We start from the raw sequence: 18143 nt of genomic DNA, 5'->3' as shown, positions 1-18143 counted from the left end.
CTGGCCCGGCCGTCCTACTGCCGGATTCGACTAGTGGCTTTTCACGGGGCCTGAATGAACGGCTTGACGTCTTCGGACGCCTCTTCGCCGAAAGCGTCGGCCATCCGGCGAAGCAAGGACTGCGGGTGGATCTCATAGTCCTGCCCCCCGAGCGTCTCCAGAACGGTGGTGGCGAGAACGCCGCCCAGTTGCATGGCCCGCTCCGCCGAGAGTTGCCAGCTTACTCCTGAGAAGAAGCCGACGCGGAATGCGTCGCCGATGCCTGTGGGGTCGACCTCCTGTTTGGCCGGGACGCTGGGAACGGTGATCACGTCACCCGCGCCGGTCTCGAGCCGTGCTCCGGCCGCTCCCAGCGTGGTCATCCAGGCGTCCACCCGGCCTAGCACGTCCGACCTGGTCCAGCCGGTCTTCTCCAGGAGCAGGCTGTGCTCGTATTCGTTCGTGAACAGGTACGCCGCACCGTCCACCAGCTGGCGCAGCTCGTCGCCGGTCATGCGAGCGACCTGCTGGCCGATGTCGGCAACGAAACGGAAGCCCCGCTCGCGGCATTCCTGCGTGTGCCGGAGCATCGCCATCGGGTCGTTGGGGCTGATGAGCACCAGATCGAGGCCGTCGACCCGGTCTGCGATGGGCGCCAGTTCGATCTTTCTCGCATCAGCCATGGCACCGGTGTAGAACGATGCGATCTGGCTCTGGGTCTCGTCGGTGGTGCACACGAACCGCGCGGTGTGCTTGTCGTCGGAGACGTACACCGACTCCGTGTCCACGCCGTGCCCGTCCAGGTATGCGCGGTACTCGCCGAAGTCCTCGCCCACCGCACCCACAAGGATCGGGGTCAGGCCCATCCGGGCGAATCCGAGAGCGATGTTGCCGGCCGTGCCGCCGCGGCGGATGTCAAGTCGATCGATCAGGAAGGACAGCGAGACCTGGTCGAGTTGGCCGGTGACGAACTGGTCGGCGAAACGCCCAGGGAACACCATCAGATGGTCCGTGGCGATCGACCCGGTCACAGCGATACGCACAGTTTTCTCCTTGTGGTCGGAGCATGGTCAAGCAAGCGGGACTGACGGCAGGCAGTCCGGGATGCGTTCTGCGCGCACTCTAAGAGCCCTGCGTGGCATGCTTCACCGCCACGCAGCGCGACGCGCGCAGAGCACATTCCGGACTCAACCTGAAAGATCAAACCCGCGCCGCCGCCTTCAACTGCTCGACCCGGTCGGTGCGCTCCCACGGCAGGTCGACGTCTGTGCGTCCGAAGTGGCCGTACGCCGCGGTCTGCGCGTAGATCGGCCGGAGAAGGTCCAGGTCGCGGACGATAGCCGCCGGCCGGAGGTCGAAGACCTCTTCGATCGCGAGCTGGATCTTCGTGGGGTCAACGTTCTCGGTGCCGAACGTCTCGATGAACAGTCCGACGGGAGCCGCCTTGCCGATCGCGTAGGCGACCTGCACCTCGATCTGTTCGGCGAGCCCCGCGGCGATCGCGTTCTTCGCGACCCAGCGCAGCGCGTATGCGGCCGACCGGTCCACCTTGGACGGGTCTTTGCCGGAGAAGGCACCGCCACCGTGCCGGGCGTAGCCGCCGTAGGTGTCGACGATGATCTTCCGGCCGGTGAGGCCCGCGTCGCCCACGGGGCCGCCGATGACGAACCGACCTGTCGGGTTGACCAGCAGCCGTGGCTCGGACACATCGAAGTCGAGCGCCTCGATCTCCGGCTTCATCACCTGCTCGCGGATATCGACCGAGAGCATCTCCTCGAGGTCAATGTTCTCCGCGTGCTGCGACGACACGACCACGGTGTCCAGGCCGACCGGCTTGCCGTTCTCGTACTCGACGGTCACCTGCGTCTTGCCGTCCGGGCGGAGATACGGCAGCGCTCCCTCCTTGCGGACCTGTGTCAGGCGGCGCGACAACCGGTGTGCCAGCGCGATGGGCAACGGCATGAGCTCGGGCGTCTCGGTGCAGGCGTAACCGAACATCAGACCCTGGTCACCGGCGCCCTGAGCGGCGATGGCGTCTTCGCTGCCTTCGACCCGTGCCTCGAAGGCCTTGTCCACACCTTGGGCGATGTCCGGCGACTGCGCGTCGATCGCGACGTTCACGCCGCAGGAAGCACCGTCGAAGCCCTTCACCGACGAGTCGTATCCGATCTCGAGGATGCGCTCGCGGACGATCGCCGGGATGTCGGCGTATGCCTCCGTGGTCACCTCCCCGGCGACGTGGACCTGCCCGGTGGTGATCAAGGTCTCGCAGGCGACCCGGGACTTCGGGTCCTCGGACAGCAGCGCATCCAGGATGGAGTCGCTGATCGCGTCCGCCATCTTGTCCGGATGGCCTTCTGTCACCGACTCGCTGGTGAACAAACGCCGATATGCCATGGTCTCAACTCTCTTCTCTCGTCAAAGCCGCCGCGGTGCGTGATCCGTGGTTGACCCGCGCTACCCAGCTTCCACAATTCACGTAGTTAGTATGATGCGTGCTTCACTGCTTCGCGCGGAAGATTCCCCACGCGAGGTTTCCGGCGTTGCCACCGTTCACCCAGTTCTTCAAGCCTGCCTTCATTCGTTCTTGGTACTCAGCACTCACGCGCCCGTCCAATTCACCCGCCCGGCGATCAAGCTCGCCGAGGACACGTCCGTAGTGCTGAGCCAATTGTGCGCTCTCGTCACGGAAATCGACCGATCCGAATCCCAGGCGGTACAGCTCACGGCGGTAGAAGCCTGGCGACGCCATGGTTTCGAGCTGCAAACGGGCCAGGATGGGCTCCAGAGCTCCCCGGGGACAGCCATCGGCGGCCATCGGGTCGGTGAAGATCAGCGTGCCGGTCGATTTCAGCACTCGGGAGGCTTCTTCCAGCACCCGGCCGCGATCACCGCTGTGCAGGAACGCATCCTGCGACCAGACCACGTCGTAGGAGTTGTCCTCGAACGGGAGATCCTCGAACGAGCCGTCGATCACGTCGATCAGGTGGTCGAGACCCTGCTCGCTGTTCATCTTCCGGTTGCGCTCGTTCTCCACCTCGCTGAGGTTGAGACATGTGACCTTGCATCCGAACGTGGCGGCCAGATAGCGCGCGGATCCGCCATAGCCGGCACCGAGGTCGAGGACTTTCGCCCCAGCGTCGAGTGTGAGTTCCGCGGCCATCTCTTCGACGGTGCGACGGCTGGCGGTCGCGATCTCTTCGTCCGGAGTCGCGTAGAGGCCCACGTGGATGTCTTCGCCGCCCCAGACATGGGCGTAAAAGTTGTCCGCGTCCTCGGAGTTGTAATAGTCACGAGCGACGTTCACAGTGCTGGAGTAGACGTCGGTCAACTCCTCGTCGGCGCGATAGCGCTTCTCAGCCACGTGAATGAAGAAGTCCGGCTCGGCTTCCCGGTAGGTCTCCTGGAAGTCGCCGAAGGTCTCCACGTGCTGGAATCCGACCTCGCGCATCAGCCGCCGCATGTAATTCTTGCGGAGCGGATACATGTTCAGGTGATACTGCGAACCGTCCGGGAAAGTGTACCGAAAACGCGCCAAACCGTCGTCGACATGTTCCGGAACCGCCGAGACTTCTTCTCCGCAATAGTAATACGTGTGCTTACTGGAGAATCCCTCGTCCAGAATAGAATCGTAATTGCGTTGATCGAGAATCAGCACGCCGTCGTGCTTGAGCATGGCATAGAACTCAGCAAGCGCTTTTCGGCGGTCTCTCTCGGAGAACAGGTGGGTGAATGAGTTGCCCAGACAGACGATCGCGTCGTACTCCCCGTGAACGTCCCGGTTCAGCCAACGCCAGTCGGCGTTGACCACTCGCAGGATGTGCCCGCCGCTCTTGATTCCGTTCTCGAATGCCTTCGCCAGCATCTCGGCGCTGCCGTCGGCGCTCACCGTCTCGAAGCCTTCTTCGATCAACCGGACGGAGTGGAATCCGGTGCCGGTGGCGACGTCGAGGACTTTGCGGACCCCTCGCTTCTTCAGCTGCTCGACGAAGAACGTGCCCTCGCTCTCGGCACGCCGCTTCCAGTCGATGAGCTCATCCCACTTGTCGACGAACCCGGTGACGTACTCTTCGGTGTAGTGATCCGTGGTACGCACTTCCAGGGGGTTCTCACCGAAATCCTGGTGAACGTCGAAGTCTTCAGATGACTCCGGATCCCCGTTCACAGAGGTTGATTCTTGGACGGCTTCCTTGATCTCTCTAGCCATGCACAACTCCCAGTGTTCATGCAGCACACGGAGCACCACAGCCGAAGCATCCTTGCGTCAGCCGCTGGCCGCTCTCATCGGTCGGTCTCATCCCGCGTGGTGAACAGCACCACCCGAAGCAGATTCAGTCTGCTTGTCGCCCGACTCTTGTCGGCAAAATTCACTGGACCGGTCCCAGCGACGCGCCGGAACCCGCGGCTGGCTCCGTCGCGCAGTGCTCAACACGCTAAAGGATCCTGTCGGACATATCAACTCTGCATCCAGAATGCCCATCTGACCAGTACATTTCCAATTGAAATCGAACTAGCCACCAGGAACGTTATCGATGCCGCAGGGGCGCCATCGGTCGGATCGATTCAATGCCGTAAAGTAGTGCCGTTGACGCCAATCGCTCATATCTCATCATGTGGTCGTCACATTCCCACCGAGCAATGCTCGCGCACTGGCACGTATCACTCTGAAATTCCGGCAACGCCGCCAGAATGCGTTCCGTTGAGCGCAACTGTTTCGATCAACGCAACTTGCCACATCGCCTTCGCGGCTGTCAACGGCAAAGTCCACCGGCGTTCTGACGATTCTCACTACCCGTTTCCCGGGCGATCATCCGCTGCGAATCGCGTGCACGAGGAGGTACGGGCGTCCGCCATCCGAGATGCTGACGGTGCTTCCGGGCGCGCCGGGCGGCCCGCTGTCGGCGAGGTCGCGCGGAACATGGTCGAATACCTCCATGCTGCCGACCGAGGATGCCGTCCAGATCATTGGGGCCGGAGTCGTCGTCCTGGTGGCGCTGTGCCTGTCGATCGCCTGGCTGCCGGCCCGCCGTCGCTACCCCGGTGGATATCCGGCGCGACTGTTCTTCACGACGGGGTTGGCGACCGTCGTCTGGGAGCCTACCGGCATCGGCGTGGTCGGGGCCGTCCTGGCGGCCATGGGCGTGGCCGTCTGGTGGGCCGGCCGGCCGGAACCAGAACTACCCCGGCCCCGCCGGCGAGGCATCATCATCGCCTCGGTGCTGACCGGAGTCGTCGCAGTGGCTGTGACCTACGGCTGGGGCATGCTCGGACGCATCCCCGAGGAGCTCCGAGGTGTCACCACCGTTATCGCTGCGGGCGTCTGCATCCTGGGCACGCTCGCCATCGCCGATCGAGCACGGGTGACGTTCCGCGATTCGCTACGGCGCCGGCAGCGCGCCGCACGCCTGACCGAGACGGTGGCCGCGGATCAGTGAGTGGTGCAGCCGGGCGCGGCCGTAGCAGGATCCGGTGGCGGTGCACCCAGGCTGGGCATGCCCAGGAGAACGCCGGATCCGGGCGCCGCGGTCGCGGCGGCGTTGGCTCGCTCGTACGCGTCACCGGCGCGGGTACGCCGCAGCAGGTACGTGCCACCCGTGGCAGCCGAATCAGCCACCAGGTGATGCGGCGCCGCCTTGGTCACCTCGACGGTCACCATGTCACCGGGACGCGGGAGCGGGCCGTCGTCGGGAACTGCGAAATGCACGAGCCGGTTGTCTCTGGCCCGGCCGGAGAGCCGGCGGGTCTGCTCGTCCTTGCGCCCCTCGCCGTCGGCGGCCAGAACCTCGACCGTCGAACCCACCAGCGCACGTGACTCGTCCCACGCCACCTGGTCGACCAACGCTGCGAGCCGCTGGTAGCGCTCCTTCACGACGTCGGGAGGGACCTGGCCGGTCATCTCCGCCGCCGGGGTACCCGGTCGCTTGGAGTACTGGAACGTGAACGCTGAGGCGAAGCGCGCTTCGCGCACCACGTGCAAGGTCTGCTCGAAGTCCTCGTCCGTCTCGCCCGGAAAGCCCACGATGATGTCCGTGGTGATGGCGGCATGCGGCATCGCATCCCGCACCCGCTCCACGATGTCGAGGTAGCGCTTCTGCCGGTAGGAACGGCGCATTGCCTTCAGCACCTGGTCCGAGCCGGACTGCAAGGGCATATGCAGCTGCGGTGCCACGGCCGGGGTCTCGGCCATCGCCGCGATGACGTCGTCGGTGAAGTCGCGCGGGTGCGGACTGGTGAAGCGGACCCGCTCCAGGCCGTCGACGGAGCCAACGGATCGCAGAAGCTTCCCGAAGGCGTACCGATCGCCGAACTCCACGCCGTAGGCGTTCACGTTCTGCCCGAGCAAGGTGACCTCGATGACGCCTTCGGCCACCAGCGCCTCGACTTCGGCCAGCACGTCCCCCGGCCGCCGGTCCTTCTCTCGCCCCCGGAGAGCCGGCACGATGCAGAAGGTGCACGTGTTGTTGCAGCCCACGCTGATGGCCACCCACGCCGAGTACGAGCTCTCCCGCCGCGACGGCAGCGACGACGGGAACACCTCCAGCGCTTCGGCGATCTCAACCTGCGCCTCCTGCTCCACCCGGGCGCGCTCGAGCAACACCGGCAACGAGCCGATGTTGTGGGTGCCGAACACGACGTCTACCCACGGGGCCCGCCGCACGATCTCGGCACGATCCTTCTGGGCCAGGCAGCCGCCGACGGCGATCTGCATCCCGGGGTGCTTGGCCTTCACCGACGCCAAGTGACCGAGGTTGCCGTAGAGCTTGTTGTCCGCGTTCTCCCGCACCGCGCAGGTGTTGAGGACCACCACGTCGGCGTCGCCGCCGTCGGTCGATCTGGCATAGCCGGCTTCATCGAGGAGGCCGGAAAGCCGCTCGGAGTCATGGACGTTCATCTGGCACCCGAAAGTGCGAACGTGGTACGTGCGCGCGCTCATATCGACATCTAGGCTACGGCACGGCGCGGCTCCGCCGCCGCGAGCCGACTTCGTAGCCTGTTCGTAATCGCCAAACCGTGCGCAAGCACGTTGAAGATAGGTAGGTTGCCAGCATGACCGCACGTGATGACGCGTCCGCACCGTCAGCAGCTCCGCCGGACGGCACGGGTGAGCCGCTGGTGGTGCTCAGCGACGTCCAGAAGTATTTCGGCGAGCTGCACGTGCTCCAGGACATCAATCTGAGCGTGGCCCACGGCGAGGTCGTGGTGGTCATCGGTCCGTCCGGGTCCGGGAAATCGACCCTGTGCCGCGCCATCAACCGGCTCGAGCCGATCGACTCCGGCGTGATCACCCTCGACGGTCAGCCGCTGCCGGCCGAAGGCAAGGCGCTGGCCCGGCTACGGGCCGACGTCGGCATGGTGTTCCAGGCTTTCAATCTCTTCGCCCACAAGACCGTTCTGCAGAACGTGATGCTCGGGCCGATGAAGGCGAAGAACGTGAAGAAATCCGAGGCCGAGGCCGACGCGATGCGCCTGCTGGAGCGGGTGGGCGTCGCCAACCAGGCACAGAAGCTGCCGGCCCAGCTGTCCGGAGGGCAGCAGCAACGCGTGGCCATCGCCCGAGCGCTGGCCATGAAGCCCAAGGTCATGCTCTTCGACGAGCCGACGTCGGCACTCGACCCGGAGATGATCAACGAGGTGCTCGACGTCATGACCGACCTCGCCAAAGAGGGCATGACCATGGTGGTGGTGACACACGAAATGGGATTCGCCCGCAAGGCCGCCCACCGGGTGGTATTCATGGACGACGGCCGGATCGTCGAAGAGGCCGAGCCCGAGGAGTTCTTCTCACGCCCCAAGAGTGACCGGGCCAAGGACTTCCTCAGCAAGATCCTGACTCACTAAGAGGAGATGTACAGCATGCGCACTACACGATTCGCGGCCGCCGCCGCTGTCGCGGCTTCCGCGGCCCTCGTCCTCGCCGCCTGTGGCGACGACGACGGCGGTGCCACCGCCGAGCCTGAGGACGTCGACGCGGCGGACTTCGAAGAAGGCACCACCATGGCTGAGCTGGCCGAGGCCGGTTCCATCACCATCGGCACCAAGTTCGACCAGCCCCTGTTCGGGCTGCGTGGTCCGAGTGGTGACCCGGAAGGGTTCGACGTCGAGATCGGTAAGATCATCGCCGCAAAGCTCGGGATCGCCGAGGACGACATCGAGTGGGTCGAGACGCAGTCGGCCAACCGTGAGCCATACATCCAGGACGGCCGGGTCGACATCGTCGTGGCCACTTACACGATCAACGATGATCGCAAGGAGGTCGTCGACTTCGCCGGACCGTACTACGAGGCCGGTCAGATGATCATGGTACGGGCTGACGAGGAAGAGATTGAAGGCCCGGACGACCTCGCCGGCAAATCGGTCTGCTCGGTCGAGGGCTCGACACCTGCGGAGAACATCCGCACCAACTACCCAGACGCGAATCTGGAGCTGTTCGGCGCGTACTCGGACTGCCTGGAGCCGTTGCGTCAGGGGCAAGTCGACGCCCTCACCACAGACAACGTCATCCTTGCGGGATACGTCTCCGAAAGCCCGGACGACTTCAAGCTGGTCGGTGAGCAGTTCACCGAGGAGCCCTACGGTATCGGCCTGCAGAAGGACGACGACGCCTTCCGGGACTGGATCAACGACGTGCTTGAGGAGTCGTACGACGACGGTAGCTGGGAGGCGGCCTGGGAGGCCACCGCGGGCGAGGTCCTCGACACACCCGAACCCCCGGCTGTCGACCGATACTGACGCTCCACTATCAGGCAATGAGGACACGTGAGCTGGGCCGCTGAATGGCGGCCCAGCTCACCCATGACGTGCCCCATGACACGAGGGAGGTGATGCCGCATGGATGCCGTGGTCAGCAACTTTGACCTGTACTGGCAGGGCTTCCGGATGACCCTGGTCCTGACACTCATCTCCGCGGTGGCGGCATTGGTGCTAGGAACTCTACTGGCCGCATGCCGCGTGTCACCCGTGGTGAGCCTGCGGTGGTTCGGTGCCACCTATGTCGAACTTGTTCGCAACGTCCCGTTGACGATCCTGTTCTTCTTCTTCATCTTCGTGGCACCACAGATTGGCATCCGGACACCGAGCTTCTTTGTCTCCGCATGCGTCGCGCTGTCGGTATACACCGCCGCGTTCGTCTGCGAGGCCGTGCGATCCGGCATCAACAGCGTAGGAGTCGGCCAGGCCGAAGCCGCACGGTCAATCGGGCTGACCTTCACCCAGACATTGCAGCTCATCGTCCTTCCTCAAGCGTTTCGCACGGTTGTGCCGCCGCTGATCAATATCTTCATCGCCTTGACCAAGAACACGTCCGTCGCGGGAGGCTTCGCGGTGACCGAGCTCTTCGCCATCGGACGACGCCTGGCCAATGCGAATCCCGCCGACGTCATACCGGTCCTGGTCGGTATCGGTGTGTGCTATCTGATCCTGACCATCCCGTCCGGCATCCTCGCCAATTGGGTCGAGCGGAAGGTGGCATTCGCGCGATGACATCTGTCCTCTACGACATCCCAGGCCCCAAAGCTCGCCGCCGGGAGCGCATCGGCTCCGTCATCGGCGGGCTCTTCGTGCTTGGCCTCTTGGCGCTCGGGGCATGGCAACTCCAGCAGAACGGCATCTTCGAAGCTGAGCGCTGGTCTGTGTTCTTCGACCCACCCAAGAACCAGGAAGCATCTGACGTCTGGAACTTCATCCTGGTCGAGGGACTCGGCGCGACACTGCGAGCCGCCGCGATCGCCGCGCCACTCGCTGTCCTTCTCGGCCTTATCCTTGCGGTCGGCCGGATCACGCCACAACGCTGGGTCAGCTGGCCGTCGATCTTGGTCATCGAGCTCTTCCGGGGCCTCCCGGTGGTCCTGATGATGCTCTTCGGCGTACTCGCCTTGCAGCTGAGCTTCCTCCAGGCAGTCGTCTTCGGGCTCGTCGTCTACAACATGGCGATATTTGCCGAGATCTTCCGTGCCGGCATCGTCTCCCTGCCCAAAGGCCAATCCGAGGCCGCCTACGCGGTGGGGCTCACCCGGACCCAGACGTTGCTGTCGATCCTCTTGCCTCAGGCAGTCCGCCGGATGCTGCCCTCACTCATCAGCCAGCTCGTGGTGTTGCTCAAGGACAGCTCGTTGGGGTTCATCATCGGGTATGCCGAACTGCTTCGGTCGGTCCAGAACCTCCGCGACTTCTTCGGCATCCGCTACGTCGTTCCTCTGTTCGTGGTCGGCGCCGCGATCTACATCATCATCAACCTCACGCTCTCTCGCCTAGCCGTCTACATCGAGCGACGCGGTAGCAAGAAGGCAGCCGGTGGTGTGGCCAGAGCTGAGGAGGCCGTCGGCGGGCAGGTACGCGGGATCGACGACGCCTCGACCGGTAGGAGCGGAGGCTCCGTCTGATCCACCGCGCGGCATCCGTAACGTCCTGCAGACCGAGCGTCAGAGGCCTCGGTCTGCAGGACGTTACGGATGTTTAGCGGGCGAACTCAGTGGCGCGGGATTCCCGGACCACCGTGATGCGGATCTGGCCCGGGTAGGTGAGCTCTTCCTCCACCTGTTTGGCGATATCCCGAGCCAGGACCTGAGCCTGCAGGTCGTCCACCGCGTCGGGCAGGACCATGACCCGGATCTCGCGGCCGGCCTGCATGGCGAAGACCTTCTCGACACCCTCCTGGGCCATGGCGATCTCTTCGAGCCGCTCCAGCCGCTTCACATACGCTTCAAGCGACTCGCGCCGGGCTCCCGGTCGGCTGCCGGAGATGGCATCAGCTGCCTGGGTCAGAACCGCCTCGACGGTTCGCACCTCGACCTCGTTGTGGTGCGCCTCGATAGCGTGCACGACGTCTTCGCTCTCGCCATAGCGACGAGCGACCTCCGCACCGATCAGAGCATGGCTGCCCTCGACCTCATGCGTCAACGCCTTGCCGATGTCATGCAGCAGCGCGCAACGCTTCGCGAGTGTCACGTCCAGGCCCAGCTCAGCTGCCATCATGCCGGCCAAATGCGCGGACTCCAGCAAGTGCTGCAAGACGTTCTGGCCGTACGACGTGCGGTACTTCAATCGCCCGAGAAGCGCAACCAGATCGGGGTGGACATCCGCCACACCAACCTCGACGAGCGCGTCCTCACCTGCCCGTATACACAGGTTCTCGACTTCGGCCTTGCAACGGGAGTACTGCTCCTCGATGCGGTGTGGGTGGATCCGCCCGTCGAGGACCAACTCTTCGAGGGTGAGCCGGGCGATCTCCCGGCGGACGGGGTCGAAGCAGGAAAGCAGCACTGCCTCGGGGGTGTCGTCGATGATGACGTTGACGCCGGTGATCTGTTCGAAGGCGCGGATATTGCGTCCCTCGCGGCCGATGATGCGGCCCTTCATCTCATCGCCCGGCAGGTTCAGCACCGAGACCACGGCCTCAGACGTCTGCTCCGAGGCAAGGCGCTGGATAGCGAGTGTGATGATCTCGCGGGCCCGAGTCTGCGCGTCCTCGTTGGCGGCGCGTTCGATGTCTCTGGCCTTGATCGCGGCCTCGCGCTTCGCCTGGCTCTCGATCGCATCGATCAGCTCTTGTTTCGCCTGCTCCGCGGTCAAACCCGCGACTCGTGCGAGTTCGGCGTGGCGGGCGTTTTCCAGCTCTTCGAGCTCGACGAACTTCTCCGCGATCGCGGCCTCCTGCCGGGAGACCTCGTACTCGCGGCCTTCCAGCGCTCGGTTCTCGATGTGCAAGCGCGCTTCTCGTTGCCCAAGTCTGGCTTCACGCTGCTCAAGATCAAGCCGCTTCTGCTGCAGCCGTGCATTCGTATCATCCGCATGCTGCTCGAGCTGCTCAGCTTCAGCGCGTGCTCTCGCCAGGATGCCGTCGGCTTCCTCGGCGGCGCTCGCCTTGACCTGAGCCGCGGCGGCTTCGGCCGCCTTGAGCTCGTCAGCGCCTGGGGCCGCCGTCACCTCTGCTGAAACAGCGGTAGAGCTGGGGCGTCGCCTCCAGAACAGACCGACAGCCACGGTAAGAACAAGGAGTGCGCCGACGATGAGGACAGCACTCGCGGTATCCATCATCGGCTCCTCACGTCGGTGCCCTGGCGGGCCTTACCTCGGTGGAACCGTCTCTCAACCGCACGTGCCGCATGTCACACGTCAGGCACAGCAAGCACCACCGAGAGAATGCTCTCGGCTCCGCCTGCCGCCTCGTGGCAGCTCACGCATCGTGTGCGTGGCTCCTGCTGTATCCGCTGATTCAACGCCCGGTAAGACGGAGCCCCAGCCTCATATGCCCGTGTAGTGCTGCTATGTCGATCCGCGGTCGCGGAGTACTTTCCACCTTTTCCCATTGAGGCTACGTAAAGCCGAACACAAGGTCAAGGCAGGGACGCCTTACCCAGCGGCTCCATGCCGCCGCGATCCGGTTTCCGAGCTGTGGGGATGATGACAAAGCACGCCGATATCTCTCTGGCGCCGGCAACCAGCAGGGGCTCACTCCTCCAGCGGTTCAGCCGGCAGCTCCGCTTGCTCGACGCCCTCCGCTTCGAGCGCTTCACGCACCACGCGATAAGCGAGCCGGGGTGGATAGCCCTTGCGGGCCAGCATGCCCAGCAACCGCCGGGTGCGCGCTGCCGGATCAAGCCGGCGGGTGCCAGGCAATCGCTTCGCCACGAGGTCTCGCGCCATGGCTTCTTCTTGCTCCACCGGCAATGCTTCGACTGCTTGATCGACGACATTCTGGTCCACGCCGCGCTGGCGGAGCTCGTGACCGAGGGCACGGCGAGCCAGCCCTCGGCCTGCATGGCGTGACTCGACCCACGCCGCGGCATAGGCCGCGTCGTCGATCAGGTTCACCTCGCTGAACCGATCGAGGACCCGATCCCGGACGTCGTCCGGCACACCCTTCTTGACCAAGGCACGATCAAGCTGCGCTCGAGTCTGCGGAGCAGCGGCAAGCTTGCGCAGCACAACCGAGCGCGCCACGCTCTCCGGGTCCGTGTCTACCTGGGAGTCACGGCCGTTGTCGTCTCCGCGCTGCGTCTGCGTTCCGGAGACTCGTGACTGGTCCTTGCGCATCGCCTATCCCGCCGACAATGCCTAGAAGTCCACCGGCGGCTCGTCGACTGACGCGTCAATCTTGGGGCCTACTCCGAGCTTCTCTTTGATCTTCTTCTCGATCTCGTCAGCGATATCGGGGTTCTCCTTCAAGAAGTTACGAGCGTTCTCCTTGCCCTGCCCCAACTGATCGCCCTCATAGGTGTACCAAGCGCCCGATTTACGAACGATGCCCTGCTCAACGCCGAGATCGATCAGGCCGCCCTCACGGCTGATTCCTTCGCCGTAGAGGATGTCGAACTCCGCCTGCTTGAATGGCGGCGCCATTTTGTTTTTCACGACCTTGATCCGGGTGCGGTTACCAACCGCATCGGTACCGTCCTTCAGCGTCTCGATCCGGCGGATATCCAGACGCACCGAGGCATAGAACTTCAGCGCCTTTCCACCCGTGGTGGTCTCCGGCGAACCGAAGAAGACACCCACCTTTTCCCGAAGCTGGTTGATGAAGACGGCGGTGGTCTTGGACTGGTTCAAGGCACCGGCGATCTTGCGAAGGGCTTGACTCATCAGTCGAGCCTGCAAGCCGACATGGCTGTCACCCATCTCGCCCTCGATCTCAGCCCGCGGTACGAGCGCGGCCACAGAGTCGATGACGATGATGTCCAGAGCACCGGAGCGAATCAGAGTGTCGGCGATCTCCAACGCCTGCTCACCGGTGTCCGGCTGCGACACCAGCAGCGCGTCGGTATCCACCCCCAGCGCCTTCGCATACTCAGGATCAAGCGCGTGCTCGGCGTCGATGAACCCGGCGACGCCACCCGCGCGTTGCGCGCTGGCCACCGCGTGCAACGCGACAGTGGTCTTTCCGCTGCTCTCCGGGCCGTACATCTCGACGACCCGGCCACGCGGCAGCCCGCCGATGCCGAGCGCCACATCCAAGGAGATCGCCCCCGTGGGGATGACCTCAACCGGCGCACGGGCTTCTTCGCCCAAGCGCATTACCGACCCTTTGCCGTACGCGCGCTCGATCTGTGCGAGCGCGGTGTCGAGGGCCTTCTCGCGATCTGCGGGAGCTGCCATGGAAACCGCCTGGGGTTGACGGGCCGCGCTGCGACCCTGAGCTCGTTTATTCATCGACCGAGACGTTACGCGCCAGCACCGACAAGGTCGAGATCGTTGCGTCCGACCTGTGGATAACTTCCGCCCGTCTCATCATGAGGCCACGTTATACCGAAACTCTGTTCGAATGCGAGAGTGACACGCCCGGCGCGTTCCAGGCTCTACACCGCGCCGTGGACAACCTCTCCGGCAACCATGGTCGCGAGGATCTCGACGTCGGCCAGGTCCGAGGGATCCACTCGCCGCGGGTCTTCGCCCAGGACGACCAGATCGGCGTACGTCCCCGGCGCGAGACGGCCTGCCCGGCCCTCGGCGCGGCACGCGTACGCGCTTCCGGTCGTGTAGGCGGCCAGCGCCTCCTCGACGGTCAGCTTCTCGTCCGCCCCCACCGGCAGGCCAGCGGAACTCTTGCGCTCCACCATGAACTGGATGGCACGCAGGGGCGCACCGTCGGCCACCGGCCTGTCCGAGCTGCCCGCGAGCGGGATGCCGTGGTCGAGGAACGCGCGCCCGCGGTACATCCAGCCGGTGCGCTCCTCCCCCATAATGCGCGCGTAATCGTCACCGAAGGCGTGCAGGAACGTCGGCTGAATCACCGCGGTCAATCCCGCCGCGGCCATCCGCGGCAGCTGATCCGGGCGAACCACGCCGGAGTGTTCGATCCGGTGCCGCGCCGAAGGCCGCGGGAATGCCGCCTGGGCGGCCTCGACGGCTCTGATCGCCTGGTCGACGGCGCGGTCACCGATCGCATGGATCGCCAGCTGCCAGCCCGCCTGATGGGCGTCGGCCACCAGCGAGTTCAACTCGTCGTCGTCGTAGGTGAGCTGACCGAGTCCGCCATCGCCGTACGGCTCGGTCAGTGCGGCCGTGCGTGCCATCATCCCGCCGTCGAGCCACATCTTCAGCGCACCGATCGAGAGCCGACCGTCGCCGAGCCCGGTCCGCAAGCCGAGGTCGATCGCGCGGGGGACGCCGTCGGTGGGATCGGCATCGGACGGGCGCAGCATGACCGCAGGGATCATGGTCTGGACTCGCACCGGGAGGCGGCCCTGTTCCAGGCTCCCCTGGTAGGCCGCCATCTCTATCGGCGAGAATCCACCGAGACCAGCGGCGATGCCAGCGTCGGCGCACATGGTGACGCCTTGGCTCAGGCACTGGCGGCTCGCCGTCTCGATGGCGTCGACGATCTCCTGGAGACTGTAGGGCAACCGCCGGCTGCGGGCCAGCGTCATCGAATCCTCGAGAAGCACGCCGGTGGGGCGGCCGTCGTCGTCGCGCACCACACCGGCGTCGACTCCCGCGAATTCGTCGTCGGTGATCGTGTCCAGGACCGAACGGGAGATAAGGCAGGCGTGCCCCGACACGTGGGTGATGAAGACCTTTCGCCCGGCCGCGACCTTCTCCAGGTCGCGCCAGGTGAGGTGTTCCCCGAGCGGGCGCTGGTCATACCCGGTCAGATCGACCCAGCGACCCTGCGGCGTCCGCTCCACCGCCTGTGCCACCGCGTCGAGAATGGCCTCCTTTGTCCGGCAGGCCGCGATGTTGATGAGCTTCGCGGCCGTGCCGGTCCAGGTCAGATGCGTGTGAGCGTCGACGAACCCGGGAAGAACCGTGGCTCCGCCGAGATCGAGCATCTGCCGTGCACCGACTCCGGCCACGTCCTCGTCCAGGCCGACCACCCGGCCGCCCAGGATCCCGATCGACGACGCCGCCGGCCGGCGTGCGTCCATCGTCATGACCTGGCATCCAGTGATCAGCAGGTCCAGCTGCACGGCCTCCCCTTCCGTTACGTCCTAGCAGGCGTTACATTACGGTATTCCAACCGTACTAGTACATAGGTGACCTGATGCACACCCCACGGCAGTACCGTCCGGACAAGCGCGCGCGGGAGTCCGCGCTCATCCGGCAGAACCCCTTCGGCCTGATCATGAACGTCTCCGGAGGCTCGCCCACGGCCACGCATGTGCCGATGCTGCGGGCGCCCGGGCCCGAAGGCCCGCCGCCCGACGAGGCACCACTGTCTGGCACGCGGATCATCGGCCACATGGCACGGGTGAATCCGCAGTGGCGCTCGTTCACGGGCCGGCCCGAGGTGCTGGCCGTGTTCACCGGTCCCGACGGTTACGTCTCCCCGACCGTCTATGGTGTCACTCCGGCGGCGCCCACCTGGAACTACGCAGCCGTCCACGTGCACGGCACGGTCCGGCTCATCGAGGACGCCGACGAGTCGCTCGCCGTCATCCAGGCCACCATCGACGCCACCGAGGCACACGCTCCGCCGGCGTGGGATCCGGCCGAGTCCATGGACTACATCCACCGCATCCTCGCCGGCATCACCGCATTCGAGATCACCGTGGAAGCAGTCACGAGCACGTTCAAACTCAGCCAGGACAAGCCTGACGAGATCCAGCGGCGGGTCCACGACAGCTTCGCTGCCAGCTCGCAGGGACGACACCGTGAGCTCGCCGCGCTGATGGCCGACGTGCTCGACCTCTAGCCAGGTGTGTGGTGCGCCGGTCCCGTGGAAGCTTGGTGTCGCAGTGCACTGGTTCCGTGGAAGCTTGGTGTCGCCCCAACGACATCAAGCCTCCATGGTGGACGTCACGCCCGGGCGAAATCGAGGGCCGATCAGAATCGGCGCGGATCGAAGACGTCAGGTCAGGTGGCTCGACGATGTCGGAGCGAGCACGGCCGCCAGGTCGGTCGCCAGGCGTTCGCTTTCAGCCGGATCCAGGGTGGCCGTGGTGATCCGCACGAACGGTGGGCTGTGCAGCCGATGGACATCGCCGGCGCGCAGCGCCCATCCGCGGGCCTGCATTTGCTGGATCACCGGCGCCTCGTGCGGTACGGGCACCATGACGTTGAGCCCGGATCGGCCGTGCGCGGTGATCCCGTGCTCCGCCAGCCGGAGCAGCAGTGCCTCGCGACGTTCCCGGTAGCGACGCTCGGCCCTGCGTACCGACGCGTGCATGCTCTCGTCCCGCCATAGCTCGACGACGAGCTGCTGGAGGAGGTTGCTGACCCACCCGGCGCCGAGGAGGTGCCGGCCCGCCACTCTCCCGACCGTGCGCCGGTCGCCGGTCAGGAAGCCCAGCCGCAGGTCCGGTCCCAGGTGCTTGCTCATCGAACGGACCACGGCCCAGTTCGTGCGCCCGACGCTCAGCGACACGTACGCCGCCCCCGCTGTCAGGGAGGCGTGATCGTTCTCGACCACCGTCATCTCCTTCCGGCCGGCCAAGATCTCGCGGAGCACGGCCGCCCGCTCCGCGCTGAGCGCCGACCCTGCGGGGTTCTGCGCCCGCGGCGTCACGACGAACGCCGCCGGTCGCGTCTGCAGGGCTCGTCGGACGTCGTCCGGGACCGGGCCGTCGTCGTCAATGCCGACGCCGACGCTCTCCAGGCCCATCGCCCTCGCCAGGTCCAGGATTCCGGCATGCCCCGGATCTTCAACGATCACCCGGTCCCCGGGGCGGGTGCAGCTGGTGAGCACCCTTTCCACACCATCCATCGCCCCGCCGACGACGGCGACCTGGCCGATCTCGGAGCCGAGCTGCTCCCGCAGGTCGGCGAACTGTTCATGGGCGATCTCGGCAAGGGCCGGATTCACGGTGGCCGCGCCGTACACACAAGGCGACGTGTCGATCCGCCCGATGGCAGCGCGCAGGTCAGGCAGGAGATCCCGGTCCGGATTGCCGTCGCTGACATCGCGCGCACCCACGGCACTCATCGCGCCGCCCGTCGCCGGCGACGAGGGTGCGGTCCACACCGGAGGCCGGGCGGCCACCCGGGTGTCGCGGCCCTCCATGCTGACGACGATTCCCCGGACCCTCAGATCGCGGTACGCGGCCGCAACCGTGGACGGGCTCACGCCCAGCCGGGTCGCGAGCCCCCGCACGGAGGGCACCGGATCGTGCGGCCGCAGCGATCCCGACTCGACCGCGGCCTCGAGGCTGTCCGCGATCTCCCGCGACGTCCTGCCCGTGATCGAAGTGTTCGCCATCATCCCGCAACTGTACTAGTACAGAGCGCCACCA

The 18143-nt window shown here is 65.5% G+C and carries 15 protein-coding genes; 6 read left to right on the top strand and 9 right to left on the bottom strand.

All coding sequences use genetic code 11. The features are described from left to right. Positions 1 to 41: 41 nt before the first annotated feature. From G1H11_RS00475 to G1H11_RS00465, 3 genes are all read right to left on the bottom strand, one after another. The gene (locus G1H11_RS00475; protein ID WP_163815037.1) at positions 42 to 1022 is read right to left on the bottom strand and encodes a PfkB family carbohydrate kinase; all 981 of its coding nucleotides are present in this window, start codon (positions 1020 to 1022) and stop codon (positions 42 to 44) included. Between the two features lie 157 nt (positions 1023 to 1179). Beyond that, on the bottom strand, positions 1180 to 2376 hold the full coding sequence (gene metK, locus G1H11_RS00470; RefSeq protein WP_163815036.1) for a methionine adenosyltransferase: 1197 nt from the start codon (positions 2374 to 2376) through the stop codon (positions 1180 to 1182). A 103-nt stretch (positions 2377 to 2479) separates the two neighbouring features. Then, positions 2480 to 4186, bottom strand: coding sequence for a glycine/sarcosine N-methyltransferase (locus tag G1H11_RS00465; RefSeq protein WP_163815035.1), 1707 nt, complete (start codon positions 4184 to 4186; stop codon positions 2480 to 2482). 727 nt (positions 4187 to 4913) lie between these two features. On the opposite strand from G1H11_RS00465, the gene G1H11_RS00460 reads away from it, so the two are divergent. After that, entirely contained in the window at positions 4914 to 5414 is a 501-nt protein-coding gene (locus G1H11_RS00460; RefSeq protein ID WP_163815034.1) for a hypothetical protein, read from the top strand. On the opposite strand, the gene miaB is transcribed toward G1H11_RS00460, so the two are convergent. Continuing rightward, positions 5408 to 6913: a tRNA (N6-isopentenyl adenosine(37)-C2)-methylthiotransferase MiaB gene (gene miaB / locus G1H11_RS00455; protein ID WP_163815033.1), complete on the bottom strand. Its 1506-nt coding sequence runs from the start codon at positions 6911 to 6913 to the stop codon at positions 5408 to 5410. The two genes, G1H11_RS00460 and miaB, sit on opposite strands and share 7 nt — an antisense overlap. 113 nt (positions 6914 to 7026) lie before the next feature. On the opposite strand from miaB, the gene G1H11_RS00450 reads away from it, so the two are divergent. The 4 genes from G1H11_RS00450 to G1H11_RS00435 all read left to right on the top strand — a co-directional run bounded on the left by G1H11_RS00450 (position 7027) and on the right by G1H11_RS00435 (position 10358). Beyond that, on the top strand, positions 7027 to 7818 hold the full coding sequence (locus tag G1H11_RS00450; RefSeq protein ID WP_163815032.1) for an amino acid ABC transporter ATP-binding protein: 792 nt from the start codon (positions 7027 to 7029) through the stop codon (positions 7816 to 7818). A gap of 15 nt (positions 7819 to 7833) precedes the next feature. Beyond that, entirely contained in the window at positions 7834 to 8709 is an 876-nt protein-coding gene (locus G1H11_RS00445; protein ID WP_163815031.1) for a glutamate ABC transporter substrate-binding protein, read from the top strand. A 99-nt stretch (positions 8710 to 8808) separates the two neighbouring features. Next, entirely contained in the window at positions 8809 to 9459 is a 651-nt protein-coding gene (locus tag G1H11_RS00440) for an amino acid ABC transporter permease (RefSeq protein ID WP_163815030.1), read from the top strand. Then, entirely contained in the window at positions 9456 to 10358 is a 903-nt protein-coding gene (locus G1H11_RS00435) for an amino acid ABC transporter permease (RefSeq protein WP_163815029.1), read from the top strand. The genes G1H11_RS00440 and G1H11_RS00435 overlap by 4 nt, the downstream gene beginning before the upstream one ends. 73 nt (positions 10359 to 10431) lie before the next feature. Here the strand turns inward: G1H11_RS00435 and rny are convergent, their stop codons facing one another. The 4 genes from rny to G1H11_RS00415 all read right to left on the bottom strand — a co-directional run bounded on the left by rny (position 10432) and on the right by G1H11_RS00415 (position 15845). Then, entirely contained in the window at positions 10432 to 12009 is a 1578-nt protein-coding gene (gene rny, locus G1H11_RS00430; RefSeq protein ID WP_163815028.1) for a ribonuclease Y, read from the bottom strand. Positions 12010 to 12426: 417 nt separating this feature from the next. Further along, positions 12427 to 13011, bottom strand: a complete 585-nt coding sequence (locus G1H11_RS00425) for a regulatory protein RecX (protein ID WP_163815027.1) — start codon at positions 13009 to 13011, stop codon at positions 12427 to 12429. A 21-nt stretch (positions 13012 to 13032) separates the two neighbouring features. Beyond that, on the bottom strand, positions 13033 to 14070 hold the full coding sequence (gene recA / locus G1H11_RS00420; RefSeq protein ID WP_163815026.1) for a recombinase RecA: 1038 nt from the start codon (positions 14068 to 14070) through the stop codon (positions 13033 to 13035). A 200-nt stretch (positions 14071 to 14270) separates the two neighbouring features. Continuing rightward, on the bottom strand, positions 14271 to 15845 hold the full coding sequence (locus G1H11_RS00415; RefSeq protein WP_425501176.1) for an amidohydrolase: 1575 nt from the start codon (positions 15843 to 15845) through the stop codon (positions 14271 to 14273). 110 nt (positions 15846 to 15955) lie between these two features. Between G1H11_RS00415 and G1H11_RS00410 the strand changes: the two genes are divergently transcribed. Next, positions 15956 to 16606 carry an FMN-binding negative transcriptional regulator gene (locus G1H11_RS00410; protein ID WP_163815025.1) on the top strand — a complete coding sequence of 217 codons (651 nt, stop codon included), beginning with the start codon at positions 15956 to 15958 and terminating at the stop codon, positions 16604 to 16606. Positions 16607 to 16762: 156 nt separating this feature from the next. Here G1H11_RS00410 and G1H11_RS00405 read toward each other — a convergent pair whose 3' ends face one another. Further along, on the bottom strand, positions 16763 to 18112 hold the full coding sequence (locus tag G1H11_RS00405) for an aminotransferase class I/II-fold pyridoxal phosphate-dependent enzyme (protein ID WP_163815024.1): 1350 nt from the start codon (positions 18110 to 18112) through the stop codon (positions 16763 to 16765). Positions 18113 to 18143 lie beyond the last annotated feature (31 nt).

Source organism: Phytoactinopolyspora alkaliphila (genome assembly GCF_010550695.1).
Classification (GTDB): Bacteria; Actinomycetota; Actinomycetes; order Jiangellales; family Jiangellaceae; genus Phytoactinopolyspora; species Phytoactinopolyspora alkaliphila.
Note: the sequence above shows the minus strand (reverse complement) of the source record. Positions and strands in the feature narration are given on the sequence as shown.

Coding starts and splice junctions, on each gene's coding strand:
- G1H11_RS00460 (WP_163815034.1), top strand. CDS start 4,914: ATGCTGCCGACCGAGGATGCCGTCCAGATCATTGGGGCCGGAGTCGTC.
- G1H11_RS00450 (WP_163815032.1), top strand. CDS start 7,027: ATGACCGCACGTGATGACGCGTCCGCACCGTCAGCAGCTCCGCCGGAC.
- G1H11_RS00410 (WP_163815025.1), top strand. CDS start 15,956: ATGCACACCCCACGGCAGTACCGTCCGGACAAGCGCGCGCGGGAGTCC.
- G1H11_RS00415 (WP_425501176.1), bottom strand. CDS start 15,845: ATGACGATGGACGCACGCCGGCCGGCGGCGTCGTCGATCGGGATCCTG.
- rny (WP_163815028.1), bottom strand. CDS start 12,009: ATGGATACCGCGAGTGCTGTCCTCATCGTCGGCGCACTCCTTGTTCTT.
- G1H11_RS00440 (WP_163815030.1), top strand. CDS start 8,809: ATGGATGCCGTGGTCAGCAACTTTGACCTGTACTGGCAGGGCTTCCGG.
- G1H11_RS00465 (WP_163815035.1), bottom strand. CDS start 4,186: ATGGCTAGAGAGATCAAGGAAGCCGTCCAAGAATCAACCTCTGTGAAC.
- recA (WP_163815026.1), bottom strand. CDS start 14,070: ATGGCAGCTCCCGCAGATCGCGAGAAGGCCCTCGACACCGCGCTCGCA.
- G1H11_RS00435 (WP_163815029.1), top strand. CDS start 9,456: ATGACATCTGTCCTCTACGACATCCCAGGCCCCAAAGCTCGCCGCCGG.
- G1H11_RS00425 (WP_163815027.1), bottom strand. CDS start 13,011: ATGCGCAAGGACCAGTCACGAGTCTCCGGAACGCAGACGCAGCGCGGA.
- miaB (WP_163815033.1), bottom strand. CDS start 6,913: ATGAGCGCGCGCACGTACCACGTTCGCACTTTCGGGTGCCAGATGAAC.
- G1H11_RS00445 (WP_163815031.1), top strand. CDS start 7,834: ATGCGCACTACACGATTCGCGGCCGCCGCCGCTGTCGCGGCTTCCGCG.
- metK (WP_163815036.1), bottom strand. CDS start 2,376: ATGGCATATCGGCGTTTGTTCACCAGCGAGTCGGTGACAGAAGGCCAT.
- G1H11_RS00405 (WP_163815024.1), bottom strand. CDS start 18,112: ATGATGGCGAACACTTCGATCACGGGCAGGACGTCGCGGGAGATCGCG.